This window comes from Microbacterium sp. MMO-35 (assembly GCF_037147555.1).
Lineage (GTDB): Bacteria > Actinomycetota > Actinomycetes > Actinomycetales > Microbacteriaceae > Microbacterium.
Genome location: NZ_JBBCVH010000001.1, coordinates 614,546 through 629,838, shown reverse-complemented (window position 1 = coordinate 629,838; position 15,293 = coordinate 614,546). Strand labels below are relative to the sequence as shown.

General features: G+C 68.8%; 14 protein-coding genes. 4 read left to right on the top strand and 10 right to left on the bottom strand.

Annotated features, from left to right (window positions below):
• Positions 1–50: 50 nt before the first annotated feature.
• Genes WFJ01_RS02845 through WFJ01_RS02835 form a run of 3 tightly spaced genes read right to left on the bottom strand, consistent with a single transcriptional unit; the run spans position 51 to position 2,955 of the window.
• Positions 51–974 carry a DUF4097 family beta strand repeat-containing protein gene (locus tag WFJ01_RS02845; protein ID WP_292882316.1) on the bottom strand — a complete coding sequence of 308 codons (924 nt, stop codon included), beginning with the start codon at positions 972–974 and terminating at the stop codon, positions 51–53.
• A complete protein-coding gene (locus WFJ01_RS02840; protein ID WP_292882319.1) occupies positions 971–1,672 on the bottom strand; it encodes a LuxR C-terminal-related transcriptional regulator in 702 nt (233 codons plus the stop codon). Before WFJ01_RS02840 ends, WFJ01_RS02845 begins: the two co-directional genes overlap by 4 nt.
• A complete protein-coding gene (locus tag WFJ01_RS02835; protein ID WP_336628145.1) occupies positions 1,660–2,955 on the bottom strand; it encodes a sensor histidine kinase in 1,296 nt (431 codons plus the stop codon). Before WFJ01_RS02835 ends, WFJ01_RS02840 begins: the two co-directional genes overlap by 13 nt.
• A gap of 198 nt (positions 2,956–3,153) precedes the next feature.
• Here WFJ01_RS02835 and WFJ01_RS02830 point away from each other — a divergent pair, with 198 nt between their 5' ends.
• Complete coding sequence (locus WFJ01_RS02830; protein ID WP_292882322.1) at positions 3,154–3,867, top strand: VIT1/CCC1 transporter family protein; 714 nt, start codon at positions 3,154–3,156, stop codon at positions 3,865–3,867.
• Positions 3,868–3,940: 73 nt separating this feature from the next.
• On the opposite strand, the gene WFJ01_RS02825 is transcribed toward WFJ01_RS02830, so the two are convergent.
• The 7 genes from WFJ01_RS02825 to dnaA all read right to left on the bottom strand — a co-directional run bounded on the left by WFJ01_RS02825 (position 3,941) and on the right by dnaA (position 14,169).
• Positions 3,941–4,342 carry a DUF3566 domain-containing protein gene (locus WFJ01_RS02825; protein ID WP_251443841.1) on the bottom strand — a complete coding sequence of 134 codons (402 nt, stop codon included), beginning with the start codon at positions 4,340–4,342 and terminating at the stop codon, positions 3,941–3,943.
• Positions 4,339–6,918 (bottom strand): DNA gyrase subunit A, encoded by a 2,580-nt coding sequence (gene gyrA / locus WFJ01_RS02820; RefSeq protein WP_336628144.1) that lies wholly within the window; start codon positions 6,916–6,918, stop codon positions 4,339–4,341. Before gyrA ends, WFJ01_RS02825 begins: the two co-directional genes overlap by 4 nt.
• A gap of 65 nt (positions 6,919–6,983) precedes the next feature.
• A complete protein-coding gene (gene gyrB, locus WFJ01_RS02815) occupies positions 6,984–9,065 on the bottom strand; it encodes a DNA topoisomerase (ATP-hydrolyzing) subunit B (RefSeq protein WP_292882329.1) in 2,082 nt (693 codons plus the stop codon).
• Between the two features lie 118 nt (positions 9,066–9,183).
• A complete protein-coding gene (locus tag WFJ01_RS02810; protein ID WP_251443832.1) occupies positions 9,184–9,675 on the bottom strand; it encodes a DUF721 domain-containing protein in 492 nt (163 codons plus the stop codon).
• Positions 9,668–10,882 (bottom strand): DNA replication/repair protein RecF, encoded by a 1,215-nt coding sequence (gene recF, locus WFJ01_RS02805; protein ID WP_336628143.1) that lies wholly within the window; start codon positions 10,880–10,882, stop codon positions 9,668–9,670. Before recF ends, WFJ01_RS02810 begins: the two co-directional genes overlap by 8 nt.
• A gap of 231 nt (positions 10,883–11,113) precedes the next feature.
• Positions 11,114–12,253 (bottom strand): DNA polymerase III subunit beta, encoded by a 1,140-nt coding sequence (gene dnaN / locus WFJ01_RS02800; protein WP_251443827.1) that lies wholly within the window; start codon positions 12,251–12,253, stop codon positions 11,114–11,116.
• Positions 12,254–12,768: 515 nt separating this feature from the next.
• A complete protein-coding gene (gene dnaA, locus WFJ01_RS02795; RefSeq protein ID WP_251443825.1) occupies positions 12,769–14,169 on the bottom strand; it encodes a chromosomal replication initiator protein DnaA in 1,401 nt (466 codons plus the stop codon).
• Between the two features lie 300 nt (positions 14,170–14,469).
• Between dnaA and rpmH the strand changes: the two genes are divergently transcribed.
• From rpmH to yidD, 3 genes are read left to right on the top strand one after another with little or no spacing between them, the layout of a single operon-like run.
• Positions 14,470–14,607 carry a 50S ribosomal protein L34 gene (gene rpmH, locus WFJ01_RS02790; RefSeq protein WP_116241601.1) on the top strand — a complete coding sequence of 46 codons (138 nt, stop codon included), beginning with the start codon at positions 14,470–14,472 and terminating at the stop codon, positions 14,605–14,607.
• A gap of 3 nt (positions 14,608–14,610) precedes the next feature.
• Entirely contained in the window at positions 14,611–14,943 is a 333-nt protein-coding gene (gene rnpA, locus WFJ01_RS02785; RefSeq protein WP_336628142.1) for a ribonuclease P protein component, read from the top strand.
• Positions 14,940–15,290, top strand: a complete 351-nt coding sequence (gene yidD / locus WFJ01_RS02780; RefSeq protein WP_292882343.1) for a membrane protein insertion efficiency factor YidD — start codon at positions 14,940–14,942, stop codon at positions 15,288–15,290. Before rnpA ends, yidD begins: the two co-directional genes overlap by 4 nt.
• Positions 15,291–15,293 lie beyond the last annotated feature (3 nt).

Genomic DNA, 15,293 nt, shown 5'->3' with positions numbered 1-15,293 from the left:
CAACCTCCAAGACTTTACCTGACGGCGGCGCGAACACGAAATCGGCGCGGTCAGCGCCCTTCGGTCAGGGTGATGCTCCCTGCGGACAGGGTCGACTGGATGCGATGAGAGGACGACGGATCGGTCTGGATCTGCGCGTCCAGGCTCCCCGCAGAGGTGTCCTTCGACAGGTCGTAGCGGCCGGACGGAACCGTGACGTCCATGGATCCGGCGCTCACGTCGAGGCGGATCAGGTCGGGCTGGGAGCCGCTGATCGTGGCGCTGATGTCTCCGGCCGACATCGACAGGTCGGCGGTGGTCACGTCCTGCAGGCGCACCGTGGCGGATCCGGCGCTGATCCGCGTGGTGAAGGCTTTCGCTCCTCCGTCGACGGTCAGCTGCCCGGCGTTCACGGTGGTGGACAGCGTGTCGAACCGCCCCTCCGCCGTAAGCGATCCCGCATCCAGCTGGAGGTCCGCGTTCAGCTCACCCTCCAGCTCACGGGGGAGGGTGAGCGTCATCTGCGGATCCTGTCCGAACCAGGCGCCGATCCACCATCCGAAGGCTCCGCCCGGACGTTCGATCCGCAGCACGTCGCCCTCACGGCGCATGGTCCAGTCGCCCGCGTCCTGGCCGTCGACGATCATCGTCGCGTCGGTCGTGTCGCCGAACCGGATCGTCGCATCGCCGCGGCCGACGTCGACCTTCAGCGTGGTGATCCCGTCGGCGTCCACCGTGCTGCTGCTCCGCGCGGATCCGTTCCCGGTCGCGACCTGATGCATCGCGGCGAACGCCGACGTGCCGCCGACCGTGACGAGCGCGCCGCCGCCGATGATCGCCGCGGCGATCGTGATCGCGGTGAGCGCACCGCGCGGCGGCCGTGGCGCAGAGGAACCCGGGGAGTGCTCGGCGCCCGGGGTCCCCGGGGCCGCGGGCGTCGCCGGCGCCCCGCCGAACGGGTCCGTGCCGGGGGCGGGAGGGGTGACATCGGTCATCGGTTCGTTCCCGTCTGTGAAGGGGCGGCCGGGGATCCACCCCGGCCGGTGCTGGAGATGTGGGCGATCGCGGCGAGCACCCGGCGGTTGCCGGACTCGTCGGGTTCGAGCCCGAGCTTCTGGAAGATGGCGGTGATGTGCTTCTCGACGCTCGCCTCGGAGAGGAACAGCGTGCCCGCGATCGCCTGGTTCGACCGGCCCTCGGCGATCATCGCGAGCACCGTGCGCTCGCGATCGGTGAGACTCCGCATCCGGTCGTCCTGGCTCCGCCGGGTGAGCAGCTGCGCCACGACCTCCGGATCCAGCACGGTCGAACCCGCGGCGATGCGCTGCACCGACTCGATGAACTCGGCGACGTCCGCGACGCGGTCCTTCAGCAGGTAGCCCAGCGGACCCGCGGATCCCTGAGCCGCGATGAGGTCGGACGCGTACCGCTCCTCCACGTACTGCGAGAGCACGAGCAGCGGCAGCTGGGGGAGGCGCTTGCGCAGAGACAGAGCTGCGCGGATCCCCTCGTCCACGAACGTCGGCGGCAGGCGCACGTCGAGGATGCAGAGCTCGGGATCGCGGGCGTCGACGGTCTCGTCGAGCTCGGTGGCGTCGGGGAGGGCCGCGACCACGGTGTGCCCGGCGTCCTCGAGGAGACGCACGAGGCCCTCGCGCAGGAGGACGGAGTCCTCGCAGATCAGGATGCGCACGGGACGCTCACCTCCAGGCTCGTGGGACCGCCGACCGGGCTGTCCAGCCGGATGGTGCCGCCGGCGGCGAGCACGCGGTTGCCGATCCCGTCGAGGCCCCCGCCGGCGATGACGGTCGCACCGCCGATGCCGTTGTCCTCGACGCGGGCCCAGAGCGTGCCGCCGTCGCGCTTGCGCACCACGACACGGCACTCGCTCGCCCGGGAGTGCTTGGCGGCGTTGGTGAGCGACTCCGCGATGGCGAAGTACACCGCCGCCTCGGCGTCACGGGAGCAGCGGCCGTCCAGCCGCACGTCGAGCGCCACGGGCACCGGCGAGCGTCCGGCCAGCGCGGAGAGCGCCGCGTCGAGCCCGCGGTCGTCGAGCACCGAGGCGTGGATGCCGCGCGCCAGCTGGCGCAGCTCGGTGATCGCCGCCTTGGTGGACGTGTGCGCCTCGGCGATGAGCGCCTTCGCCGCCTCCGGATCCGTGTCGATCTTCTGCTGCGCCATCCCGAGGGTCATCCCGACGGACACGAGGCGCGGCTGCACGCCGTCGTGCAGATCCCGCTCGATCCGGGTGCGCTCGACATCGGCCGCCCGCACCGCGCCCGCACGCTGCGCGGTGGTGGTGCGCACCTGCTCGCTGAGATCGAGGTTGCGGTCGGGCGTCGCCACGATGCCGCGCGAGATCACCCGGTGCAGCAGCGCCAGGCTGATGATGCCGACGACGGCCGCCGCCGCGCCCGCGCCGCCGAGGACGGGGGCCCACTCGCGGGGATAGCTCGTGCCCCAGCCGGTGTCGACATCGCCGCCGGTGAACAGCGGCGCGAACGCCGTCACGGCGGACCAGCCGAACCAGGTCATGAGGCGCAGCACCAGCGAGCCCAGCGCGCACGCGATCGCGAAGTTCGCGATCGCCCGCCACATCCGCCCGTTGTAGGCCTGACGCCAGAGCGACAGCAGCCAGCCGCCGAAGCCCGGCCGCTCGCGAGGACGCCAGCGCAGAGCCGGAAGGTCGAAGCCGTAGAGGCCGTTCAGTCGTGCGATCTCGAACCAGCCGAGCCCGAACAGCGCGTAGACCAGCCCCACGAGCATCACGATCCCGACGCCGACGAAGAGGAGGCCGACCCCGCCGAACAGCCACGCCGTCAGGAAGCCGACGAGCCCGGATCCGATGACGCCGAGGGCGGCGAGCTCGAGGATCGTGAGAAACAGGCGCAGCGGCGTGCGTGCGGCGGCCGCGGGAAGCGGGCCGGCGGTCGCCCCCGAGGGGGGCGGGCTGTAGGACGGAGCGGTAGACATGGCTCCACGCTACGGGGGTGCTCGCGGACGGGGAACGGAGGCAGCCGGAGGAAGCCGTTCGGGATTTCCATAAGCCGTCTCGGGATGTCTCGGGATCCGGATCGGCGCGGCTTATGCATGCCTATCCTCGATGGACGAGCGCGCCCGCTCATGCTTACATGATCTCATGCACGCAGCGAGAGAACGGGACAGCACCACGTGAGCGCACTCCATCCGCAGGAACCGCACGGCTCCGGACTCGGTCAGCGCCTGAACTGGCTGCGCGCCGGAGTCCTCGGCGCCAACGACGGCATCGTCTCGGTCGCCTCCCTCGTCGTCGGCGTGGCCGGGGCGACCACCGACAACGCCGCGCTCCTCATCGCCGGCCTCGCCGGCCTCATCGGCGGCGCGATCTCGATGGCGCTCGGCGAGTACGTCTCGGTGAGCAGTCAGCGCGACAGCGAGCACGCCCTCATCGCCAAGGAGCGCGAGGAACTGCGCACCATGCCGGAAGCGGAGCTCGCCGAGCTGACCGAGCTGTACAAGCAGCGCGGCCTGAGCGAACAGACCGCGCATCAGGTCGCGGTCGAGCTCACCGCCCACGACGCCCTCGCCGCGCATCTCGAGGTCGAGCTCGGCATCGATCAGGACGACCTCGTCAACCCGTGGCACGCCGCCCTCTCCTCGGCGATCGCCTTCACCGCGGGGGCGATCCTGCCGCTCCTGGCGATCCTGCTGCCGCCGCCGGCCTGGCGCGTCCCGGTCACCTTCGTCGCCGTGCTCGTCGCCCTCGCGGCCACGGGCGCCCTCTCGGCACGGATCGGCGGCTCGAACGCGGTGCGCGCATCGCTCCGTCTCGTGATCGGCGGCGCGCTCGCCCTCGTCGCGACCTGGCTCATCGGCACGCTGCTGGGCACGACCGGAGTGGTCTGACGCCGACTCGGCCGCACCCCGACGACGAAAGGCCCGGATCCGAGGGATCCGGGCCTTTCGCGAGTCCGCTGCGTCAGTTCGAGGTGAAGCCGACCAGCAGTCCGCCGGTCACCTTGACCGCGAAGTTGTAGATCCCGGCGACGACCGCGCCCAGCACCGTGAACACGATGAGGTTCAGGATCGCGCAGACCGATCCGAAGGCCAGCACCTGGGGGAGGCCGATCACCTTGCTGAGCTTGAACCCGTCGGCGATGCCGCTGACGAACTCATCGGCCTTCCCCATCAGGCCGGTGGCGTCCACCACCAGGTAGATCAGCAGGAACGAGACCAGCGTGACGATCGCGATCGCGATCGCCCCCAGGAAGGACAGCTTCACCGCCGACCAGAAGTCGATGTAGACCAGGCGCAGACGCACCTGCTTGCTGGAGGTCTTCCGGGATGACTTCTTCGCGAGCTTGTCGGCTACCGTGCTCATGCGTCAGTTCCTTCGGGGGCTTCGGGGGACTCGGTCTCGGGGGCCGCACCGGAGTCCTCGGACTCCTCGCTGTCGGCCAGGCCGCGCTCGGTGTTCCGGGCGATCGCAAGGATCCGATCGTCCTCGTCGGTCCGGGCGAAAACCACGCCCATGGTGTTGCGACCCTTTGCCGGCACCTCGGCCACGGCAGAGCGTACCACCTTGCCGCTGGCAAGAACCACAAGGACCTCATCGTCTTCCTGGACGATCAGACCACCGGCGAGAATCCCCCGATCATCGTTCAGTTTCGCGACCTTGATGCCCTGACCGCCACGGCCCTGCACACGGTACTCGTCCACGGAGGTGCGCTTGGCATAGCCGCCGTCGGTGACGACGAACACGAAGCCGGAATCGGTGACGAGGGAGGCCGAGAGCAGGCTGTCCTCGGGGGCGAACCGCATCCCCTTGACACCCTCGGTCGCGCGTCCCATCGGGCGCAGCGCCTCATCGGTCGCGTGGAAGCGCACCGACATCCCGTGGCGGCTGATGAGCAGCACGTCGTCGGTCGCGTCGGCGAGGAACGCGCTGACCAGCTCGTCCTCCTCGCGCAGGCGGATCGCGATGACACCGCCCTGACGGTTGGTGTCGTAGTCGCCGAGCCGGCTCTTCTTCACCAGGCCGCCACGGGTGGCGAGGACGAGATACTGGGCCGCCTCGTAGTCGCGGATGTCGAGGATCTGGGCGATCTTCTCCTCCGGCTGCAGGGCGAGCAGGTTGGCGACGTGCTGGCCCTTCGCGTCACGACCGGCCTCGGGGATCTCGTACGCCTTGGTGCGGTAGACGCGACCCTTGTCCGTGAAGAACAGCAGCCAGTGGTGCGTGGTCGTGACGAAGAAGTGCTCGACGAGGTCGTCGGCGCGCAGCTGCGCCCCCTTGACGCCCTTGCCGCCACGGTGCTGCGAACGGTAGTTGTCGCTCCGGGTGCGCTTGATGTAGCCCTCACGGGTGACCGTGACGACCATCTCCTCCTCGGCGATGAGGTCTTCCATCGAGACGTCGCCGTCGAACCCGTGCAGGATGTGCGTGCGGCGTTCGTCGCCGAAGCGCTCGACGATCGCGGTCAGCTCGTCGCGGATGATCGAACGCTGACGACCCTCGTCGACGATGATCTCCTTGTAGTCGGCAATCCGCACCTCGAGCTCGGCCGCCTCGTCGATGATCTTCTGGCGCTCCATCGCCGCGAGGCGGCGCAGCTGCATGTCGAGGATCGCCTGGGCCTGCTCCTCGTCGATGTCGAGGAGCTTCTGCAGACCCTCGTTCGCCTCCTGCGCGGAGGGCGAGCGGCGGATCAGGGCGATGACCTCGTCCAGCGCGTCGAGCGCCTTGAGGTAGCCCTGCAGGATGTGCATGCGCGCCTCGGCCTTGGCCAGGCGGAACTTCGTGCGGCGCACGATGACGTCGATCTGGTGGTCGAGCCAGTGCGTGATGAAGCCGTCCAGCGCCAGGGTGCGGGGCACCCCGTCCACGATCGCGAGCATGTTCGCGCCGAAGTTGTCCTGCAGCTGGGTGTGCTTGTACAGGTTGTTCAGCACGACCTTGGCGACCGCGTCGCGCTTGAGCACGATGACCAGGCGCTGGCCCGTGCGGTCGCTCGACTCGTCGCGGATGTCCGCGATGCCGGTGATCTTGCCCTCACGGGCGAGGTCGCCGATCTTCACCGCGAGGTTGTCGGGGTTCACCTGGTAGGGCAGCTCGGTGATCACGAGGCAGGTGCGGCCCTGGATCTCCTCGACGCCGACCACCGCGCGCATCGTGATGGATCCACGTCCGGTGCGGTACGCCTCCTGGATCCCCTTCGTGCCGAGGATCTGCGCGCCGGTCGGGAAGTCGGGGCCGGGGACCCGCTGGATCAGGCCCTCGAGCAGCTCCTCACGGGGCAGCGAGGGGTTCTCGAGCGCCCACAGCGCGGCGTCGGAGATCTCGCGCAGGTTGTGCGGCGGGATGTTCGTCGCCATGCCGACCGCGATGCCGATCGAGCCGTTGACGAGCAGGTTCGGGAAGCGCGCCGGCAGGACGTCGGGCTCCTCGGTCTGGCCGTCGTAGTTCGGCGAGAAGTCGACCGTGTTCTCCTCGATGTCGCGCACCATCTCGAGCGCGAGGGGAGCCATCTTCGTCTCGGTGTACCGGGGGGCCGCGGCGCCCATGTTGCCCGGGGAGCCGAAGTTCCCCTGACCGAGCGCGAGCGGATAGCGCAGCGACCACGGCTGCACCAGGCGCACGAGGGTGTCGTAGATCGCGGTGTCGCCGTGCGGGTGGTACTGACCCATGACCTCGCCGACCACGCGGGCGCACTTGGAGAACGACTTGTCGGGGCGGAAGCCGCCGTCGTACATGCCGTAGATCACGCGGCGGTGCACGGGCTTGAGCCCGTCCCGCACGTCGGGCAGCGCGCGGCCGACGATGACCGCCATCGCGTAGTCGAGGTACGACCGCTGCATCTCCGACTGCAGGTCGACCTGGTCGATCTTGCCGTGGTTGTGGCCGTCCCGGATGTCCTGCGCGCCCTCGTTCGTGATGATCTCTTCGTCGTCAGCCATGTCTGCTCTTCCTGAGTGGTCCAGAAGTTCTGTGCGCGCTGCGGCGCGCGGATCCCGTCACGGGATCAGATGTCGAGGAACCGCACGTCCTTGGCGTTGCGCTGGATGAAGCTGCGGCGGGACTCGACGTCCTCGCCCATCAGCACGCTGAAGATCTCGTCCGCCGCGGCGGCGTCGTCGATCGTGATCTGGCGGAGCGTTCGCGTGGTGTGATCCATCGTGGTCTCCCACAGCTCCTTGGCGTTCATCTCGCCCAGACCCTTGTAGCGCTGGATGCCCGCTTCCTTGGGGATCCGCTTGCCGTTCGCGAGCCCGTCGTTCAGCAGGGCGTCGCGCTCCGCGTCGGAGTACACGTACTCGTGCGGGGCGTTCGTCCACTTGAGGCGGTACAGCGGCGGCATCGCGAGGAACACGAAGCCGGCCTCGATGAGCCCGCGCATGTAGCGGAAGAGGAGCGTCAGCAGCAGGGTCGTGATGTGCTGGCCGTCGACGTCGGCATCGGCCATCAGCACGATCTTGTGATAGCGCGCCTTCTCGAGGTCGAAGTCCTCGCCGATGCCCGTTCCGAAGGCCTGGATCATCGCCTGGACCTCCTTGTTGGCCAGGGCCTTGTCCAGTCGTGCGCGCTCGACGTTGAGGATCTTGCCGCGCAGCGCCAGGATCGCCTGGGTGTGCGGGTCGCGCCCCTGCACGGCCGAACCGCCGGCCGAGTCGCCCTCCACGAGGAAGATCTCCGAGATCGACGGATCCTTGCTCGTGCAGTCCTTGAGCTTGTCGGGCATCGCGGCCGACTCGAAGACGCTCTTGCGGCGGGCGGTCTCCCGCGCCTTGCGGGCGGCCATGCGGGCGGTGGCGGCCTCGACGGCCTTGGTCACCACGTTCTTCGCCTGCTTCGGGTTGCGGTCGAACCAGTCGCCGAGCTGGTCGCCGACCACCTTCTGCGTGAACGCCTTCGCCTCGGTGTTGCCGAGCTTGGTCTTCGTCTGGCCCTCGAACTGCGGTTCGCCGAGCTTGATCGAGATGACCGCGGTGAGGCCCTCGCGCACGTCGTCGCCGGTGAGGTTGTCGTCCTTCTCCTTGAGGATGTTGTTCGCGCGCGCGTAGCGGTTGACGAGCGTCGTCAGCGCCGCGCGGAAGCCCTCCTCGTGGGTGCCGCCCTCGTGCGTGTTGATCGTGTTCGCGTAGGTGAACACGTTCTCGGTGTAGCCGGTGGTCCACTGCATGGCGACCTCGAGCGAGATCTTGCGCTCGGTGTCCTCCGACTCGAAGGCGATGATCTCGTCGTTGACCACGTCGGCCTTGCGCACGTGGTTGAGGTACTCGACGTAGTCGACGAGGCCGCGCTCGTAGAAGAACACGTCCGCGCGCTGGTGGGTGACGACGGTGCCGTCGACCTCCTCGTCGACCGTCGCGCCCTCGCGCTCGTCGACGAGCTCGATCCGCAGGCCCTTGTTCAGGAACGCCATCTGCTGGAACCGGGTGCGGAGGGTGTCGTAGTCGAACTCGACGGTCTCCTGGAAGATGCTGCCGTCCGGCCAGAACGTGATCGCGGTCCCGGTCTCGTCGGTGGCCTCGCCCTTCTCGAGCTGCTGCTGCGGCGCCCCGCCGTCGGCGAAGCTGTGCCGCCAGACGAAGCCCTTCTGCTTGACCTCGACCTCGAAGCGGGTGGAGAGGGCGTTCACGACCGATGAGCCGACGCCGTGCAGACCACCGGAGACCGCGTAGGCGCCGCCGCCGAACTTGCCGCCGGCGTGCAGGATCGTGAGCACGACCTCGACGGTCGACTTCGTCGGATCCGACGAGTGGGGATCCACCGGGATGCCGCGGCCGTTGTCGACGACGCGCACGCCGCCGTCGGCGCGAAGCGTGACGAGGATCGTGTCGGCGTAACCGGCGAGGGCCTCGTCGACCGAGTTGTCGACGATCTCGTACACCAGGTGATGCAGACCCCGCGGGCCGGTCGAGCCGATGTACATGCCGGGGCGCTTGCGCACCGCCTCGAGGCCTTCGAGGATCTGGATCGAGTCGGCGCCGTACTCGGCAGGCTCGGCCGGCGTGCCGGCGGTGCTCTGGTTCGTCGCGGATCCGGGTGCTTCAGCCCCCGTCTGGGTCGATTCGTTCGCGTCAGAGGGGGTTTCAGGCGTCATCTGAGGGGAGGCTCCACATCGAAGATCTAGGTCGTCAGTCTATCGGAAAGACCCCTTCCTGTCTCGTTGTACGCGCTTCTGCGCGCCTGAAGCCCCCCTCGACGGGATGGATCATGTCCTAACCGTAGGTATCGCGCGGACCGCGCCCTGGAGCGACTCTGGGGCCCCATTTCCAGGAAGGGACGTCCGGCCCGACGAAGCGGATGTTCTCCACGCCCGCCTCGGGGTAGCGCCGGCCGATCTCCGTGATGATCACGGCGCGCATGTACTGCAGGTTCTTCGCCCAAGCCGTCGAGTCGCACTTCACCGTGAGCATCCCGCCCTCGAGCGACACCGGTTCCGAGTGCTTCGCCGTGTCCGGCCCGGCGAGCTCGGCCCACTGGAGCACCAGGTCCTCACGGCTCAGCGCCGCCTCCCAGCCCGCATCCCTGGTGAGCTTCGCCAGCACGTCGCCGAGCGTGCCCGGATCCCGGCCCGCGGTGAACGGCGCGTTCTCGTCGTCGACGAGGCGCTTCTTTCGCTTCCAGTTCTTCGAGCTCGGCTTGAGTCCGCGCAGGCGCAGGTAGGTCGCGACGGTCTCCGGCACGTCGGGCTCGACGGGTTCAGTCATGGTCCGCCTCCCCGTCCGCAGGGTTCTCGCGCTCATCCGTGATCGTGCCTGCGGAGATCCGCACCACATGCCGATGCAGCACCTCCGGGATGTCCTCCTCGACCGCGGCGGTGACCAGCACCTGCTCGTAGTCCGCGGTGAGGTCGGCCAGCCGGCGCCGGCGCTCGGCGTCGAGCTCGGCGAACACGTCGTCGAGGATGAGCACCGGGTCGCCGGCGGGGGACTCCGCGCGCAGCAGCTCCGCGGAGGCGAGGCGCAGCGCCAGCGCGATCGACCAGGACTCGCCGTGCGAGGCGTATCCCTTCACCGGCAGGTCCCGCACCCGCAGCAGCAAGTCGTCGCGGTGCGGTCCGACCAGGGTGAGCCCGCGCTCGAGCTCCGCCGGGCGCTTGGCGACGAGGGCGGCGCGGAAGAGCTCGGCCGTGGAACCGGCGGACTCCGCGGGATCCGGTCCCTGCGCTTCGGCAGTCTCGGCGACCGGTCTCAGGGAGGCCTCCTCCGGATCCCCGCCGCGGATCGACTGCGCCCAGTGCAGGCGCGGATCGTGGTCGGCCCCGGCGATCGCCGCATAGGCCGCGGCCACGCCCGGCTGCAGATCCGCCGCCAGTCGGGATCGCGCGTCGATGATCTCGGATCCGAGCGCGATGAGCTTGTCGTCCCAGACGTCGAGGGTCGTCAGGCCCTCCGCCTTCATGCCCCGGGCGCGCGCCGACTTGAGCAGCGCGGTGCGCTGCCGGAGCACGCGGTCGTAGTCGCCGAGCACCGCGGACATGCGCGGCGTGCGCTGGATGAGCAGCTGATCGGCGAACCGCCGCCGCGCCGAGGGGTCGCCCCGTACGATCTGCAGGTCTTCCGGGGCGAACAGCACCACGTGGGCGTAGCGCGGGAGGTCTGCCGTGCGGCCCGGCGCTCCGTTGATGCGCGCCTTGTTCGATCCCTGTCGATTGATCTGCACTTCGATCAGGACTTTTCTCGGACCGTGGGCGAGGCGGGTGCGGACGATCGCCGCGTCGTATCCGTCGCGCACCATCGGCGCGTCGGAGGAGACCCGGTGCGAGCCGAGGGTGGCGAGGAAGACGATCGCCTCGGCGAGATTGGTCTTGCCCTGGCCATTGCGCCCCACGAGGACGTTCGGCCCGCGGTGCAGGGAGAGTTCGGCGGTCGCGTAATTGCGGAAATCCACGAGGCTGAGGTGCTCCACAATCACCCGAGCAACCTTACCCGCGGCCCCCGACAGCCGGACCGGCGGGAGCGCTCGACCCGGCCGGCGCCGTTGCCCCGCCGTGCTGCTGCGCGGCTGCCCCGCGGCCCCGCGGAACAGCGGACCCGCGGAGCCGGGGAACAGCCGCGAGACCGAACCCGCGTCACGAAACCGACGATGAGAACGTCGGTCTCGTGAAGGAGTTTCGGTCTCGCGGATCTCGCGACGGGCTGCGCGTCAGCGCAGCAGCAGGTTCGGCTGCAGCAGGTACTTGAACGAGTCCAGTCCGGCCTGGTCGACCGAGGTCTGGCTGGTGACGAGCACCGGGCTGAGCTTGTTCGCATTGTCCGACGAGGTGAACGTGACGCGCACGAACTCGCTCTTGACCGCGCCGAGCGCCTCGAGCAGGTACTGCGGGTTGAGTCCCAGCGTGACCTCCTCGCCGTTCAGGTGCGCGTCGACCGACTCGGAGGCCCTGGCCTGCTCACCGCCCGATGCGTCCATCGTGACCGAGGAGGTGTCGAACGTGAACCGCAGCGGTGCGGAGCGGTCGAGCACCAGCGCCACACGGCGGACGGCCTCGGTGAGGTCGGCCGTGTTGACCACCGCGTGGTGATCGGTCTGCTCGGGGAAGAGCCGGCGCACCGGCGGGAAGTTGCCCTTGATCAGCAGCGACGTGACGGTCTTGTTGCCGGCGGTGAACGCGATGATCTCGCGGTCCCCGGCTCCGGAGAACGAGATCTGGATGGTGCCCGCGTGACCGAAGGTCTTCCCGACCTCCTGCAGCGTGCGCGCCGGGACCAGCGCGGTCTGCTCCCCGGCCGCGCCGTCCCAGGGGACGTCGCGGAGCGAGACCCGGTAGCGGTCGGTGGCGACGAGGCTCAGCGTGTTGTCGCCCACTTCGAGCTGGACGCCGGTGAGGACGGGGGTGACGTCGTCGCGCGACGCCGCGAAGGCGACCTGGGCGATGGCGGTGCCGAACTCCTCGGCCGGGACCAGACCGCTGGTGCCGGAGACCTCGGGGATCGAGGGATACTCCTCGACCGGCATGGCCGCGAGGGTGAACCGGGCGGATCCGCAACGCACCGCGATCCCTCCGTCCTCCTCGACCGAGATCTCGATGGGCGCATTGGGCAGGCGGCTGGCGATGTCGGACAGCAGGCGGCCGTGCACCAGGATCGTGCCCGGTTCCTCGACCGTCGCCTCGATGGTCGTGCGCGCGGAGGCCTCGTAGTCGAACGCTGAGAGCGTGAGGCCGTCGTCGCCGGCCTCGATCAGCACGCCCGCGAGGATCGGCTGGGGGTTGCGCTGGGGCAGGAGCTTGACGACGAAGGACACTGCTTCGCTGAAGACATCGCGATTGACCTGGAACCTCACCGGTGCTCCTTCGTCGATTCGACCCGCAGGGACATGACCGTCGTTCCCTCCGACCCCGGCAGACACCAGGGGATCCCATGCTAATGCCAGCAGGCTTCCCGTCCAGGTCGCAGGCCCTCGGATCCGGATCCATCCCCAGGTCGGCCTCGGGAGGTGATCGATGGACCGAGATTCGAAGAGAGTTCTTAACGGTGTTAACGCCTGTGGATACTGTGGATAACTCTGGGGATGCTTTGCGGCCGTAGGGAACTACACGACTGTGACTTGTGGAGACCCTGCGGAAACAGTGGGGTCCGAGGCCGTGCCCGGAGGAACGTGTCTTCCGAGTTATCCACAGATCAGGGTGCTGTGTGGGGAATCCACGCCGTCTGTCGGACGAGATATCCCCAAGTTATCCACATGTGGACTCTCGGGCGGGGCGGATGCCGGATTTCGCCGAGGAGTCGCCGAAAGGCCCGCAGCGGTCCACGTGGGAGCGGAGGGCGGGCACCGAGCCGCGGGGGCGAGGACCCGGATCAGCGCCGGCTGAGCTGTGCGGTGATCTCGGTCACCTGGTTGAAGATGGCGCGACGCTCCTTCATGAGCTCGCTGATCTTCTTGTACGCGTACATCACCGTGGTGTGGTCGCGGTTGCCGAAGAGCTGGCCGATCTTCGGCAGGGAGAGGTTGGTGCGCTCGCGGCACAGGTACATGGCGATCTGGCGAGCCGTCGCGATCTGCTGCGATCTGCTCGAGCCGTACAGGTCGTCCTCGGTGAGCTTGAAGTAGTTCGCCGTCGTCGTGATGATGTCGGTCGGCGAGATGATGCTGTCCTCGTCCTGGTCGACGATGTCGCGCAGGGCGGTCTGCGCGGTGGCGATGTCGAGCGCGGAGCGGTTCAGGTTCGCGAACGCCGTGGCGCGGATGAGCGCGCCCTCCAGTTCGCGGATGTTCGACGACACCTTGGTCGCGATGTACTCGAGCACATCATCCGGAACATGCAGCTGCTCGCTCTGCGCCTTCTTGCGGAGGATGGCGATGCGGGTCTCGAGGTCGGGCGCCTGCACGTCCGTGATGAGGCCCCACTCGAACCGGCTGCGCATCCGCTCCTCGAAGCCGGTGAGGTGCTTCGGCGGGAGATCGCTCGTGATGACGACCTGCTTGTTGTGATCGTGTAGCTGGTTGAAGGTGTGGAAGAACGCCTCCTGGGTCTCCGCGCGGCCCTGCAGGAACTGGATGTCGTCGATCATCAGGATGTCGACCTCGCGGTACCGCGCCTGGAACGCGGATCCGCGGTTGTTCGCGATCGAGTTGATGAAGTCGTTCGTGAACTCCTCGCTCGACACGTAGCGCACCTTGACCCCGGCGTAGAGGGACTGGGCGTAGTCGCCGATGGCGTGCAGCAGGTGGGTCTTGCCGAGCCCGGGCCCGCCGTAGATGAACAGCGGGTTGTAGGCCTTCGCCGGCGCCTCGGCCACGGCCACGGCGGCGGCGTGGGCGAAGCGGTTGGACTGGCCGATGACGAAGTTGTCGAAGACGTACTTCGGGTTCAGCCGAGATTCGTGCCGGATCGGCGTCGGCTGCTGCTCGATCGGGGACTCGACGCGGGCGGGTTCCTGACGGGTCGCGCCGAAGTCGGCCACGGGGATCGGAGCGGTCTGCTGCTCCACCATGTCGTGGTTCACCGTGACGCGGAAGGACGTGACCTCGTCGCCGATGCGCGCGAGCGCCTCCATGATCGGCAGCCGGAGGCGCTTGTTGATCTGGCCGGCGGTGAGGTCGTTCGGAACCTCGAGGTAGAGCGTCGCCGTCATGACCCCGGCGGGGACGGCGAGATTGAGGAAGCCCTGCAGGGGGGCGGTCACGCGCTCATCGCCGACGAGCTCGGCGAGCAGCTCGTCCCAGATCGGGACGTCGGACGCTGCGGATGCGGACATGGTTCCCCCGGGGTGGCTCGGCACAGCCGCGGATTCGATCTCGCTCCTGTGGATAACTGCTCGTGCCACGGTAGCCAGCCTGGGCCGCGAGGGCAACCTGTGACTGGGATCCACGGCCGGCGTGTCCTTGTGAGCGGATCCGTCCACAGGTGTGGATAATGTTCCTTTCGCCTGCTCGGTTTGCGATGTGTGCGGCGACGTCGTAGCCTTAATCGGTTGACTTATGCCATTTCGGCAGTCTTTGTCCACCCGTCTCCGGCCGCATCGATCCCGGTGACAGCTTCCCTTCCCGGAGAAATCATGAGCAAGCGCACTTTCCAGCCCAACAACCGCCGCCGCGCCAAGAAGCACGGCTTCCGCGCCCGCATGCGCACCCGCGCCGGCCGCGCCATCCTGTCGGCACGCCGCTCGAAGGGCCGTGTCGAGCTCTCGGCGTAATCCGTGCTCGCCCGCCCGCATCGCCTCGTCCGCGGGTCCGACTACCGCACGGTGGTTCGGCGCGGGCGGCGATACGGCGGGCCCCGGCTGATCGTCTCGGTGCTCGACACCGGTGAAGAGCGCCCCGTGCGCTTCGGTTTCATCGTGAGCAAGCAGGTGGGAAACGCGGTGACCCGCAACACCGTCCGGCGTCGTCTGAAGGATGCCTGTGCCCGTCAGCTTCCGCTGCGCGACGGGATCGACGTCGTGATCCGTGCGCTGCCGACCGCGGCACGCGCGACGTTCGCCGAGCTGCTCGCAGACGTGGACGGCGCCGTCGCCCGGGGTGCGCGATGAGCGCGCTTCCGGCGTACTCCCGAGGGACGGCGCATCTGCATGCCGCGGACGCCCTGCGGGCGGTTCCCCTGGTGCCTCGCAATCTGGTGCTGGGGTTCCTCACCGCCTACCGCGCGGTGGTCTCCCCGCTGTACGGCGATGTCTGTGCGTACTACCCCAGCTGTTCCGCCTACGCTGTAGGTGCGGTGCAGCAGCACGGTGCGGTGAAGGGCGCAGGCCTTTCGGCGTGGCGGATCCTGCGCTGCAATCCCTGGAGCCACGGCGGCGTGGACGATGTGCCGCCGCACAAGAACTTCCGACACGCCCTCACGCCTCGAGGATTCGTCGTACCCTCCCGAAAGGACTGACCA

Coding starts and splice junctions, on each gene's coding strand:
- WFJ01_RS02845 (WP_292882316.1), bottom strand. CDS start 974: ATGACCGATGTCACCCCTCCCGCCCCCGGCACGGACCCGTTCGGCGGG.
- WFJ01_RS02835 (WP_336628145.1), bottom strand. CDS start 2,955: ATGTCTACCGCTCCGTCCTACAGCCCGCCCCCCTCGGGGGCGACCGCC.
- WFJ01_RS02825 (WP_251443841.1), bottom strand. CDS start 4,342: ATGAGCACGGTAGCCGACAAGCTCGCGAAGAAGTCATCCCGGAAGACC.
- gyrA (WP_336628144.1), bottom strand. CDS start 6,918: ATGGCTGACGACGAAGAGATCATCACGAACGAGGGCGCGCAGGACATC.
- gyrB (WP_292882329.1), bottom strand. CDS start 9,065: ATGACGCCTGAAACCCCCTCTGACGCGAACGAATCGACCCAGACGGGG.
- WFJ01_RS02810 (WP_251443832.1), bottom strand. CDS start 9,675: ATGACTGAACCCGTCGAGCCCGACGTGCCGGAGACCGTCGCGACCTAC.
- dnaA (WP_251443825.1), bottom strand. CDS start 14,169: ATGTCCGCATCCGCAGCGTCCGACGTCCCGATCTGGGACGAGCTGCTC.
- rpmH (WP_116241601.1), top strand. CDS start 14,470: ATGAGCAAGCGCACTTTCCAGCCCAACAACCGCCGCCGCGCCAAGAAG.
- yidD (WP_292882343.1), top strand. CDS start 14,940: ATGAGCGCGCTTCCGGCGTACTCCCGAGGGACGGCGCATCTGCATGCC.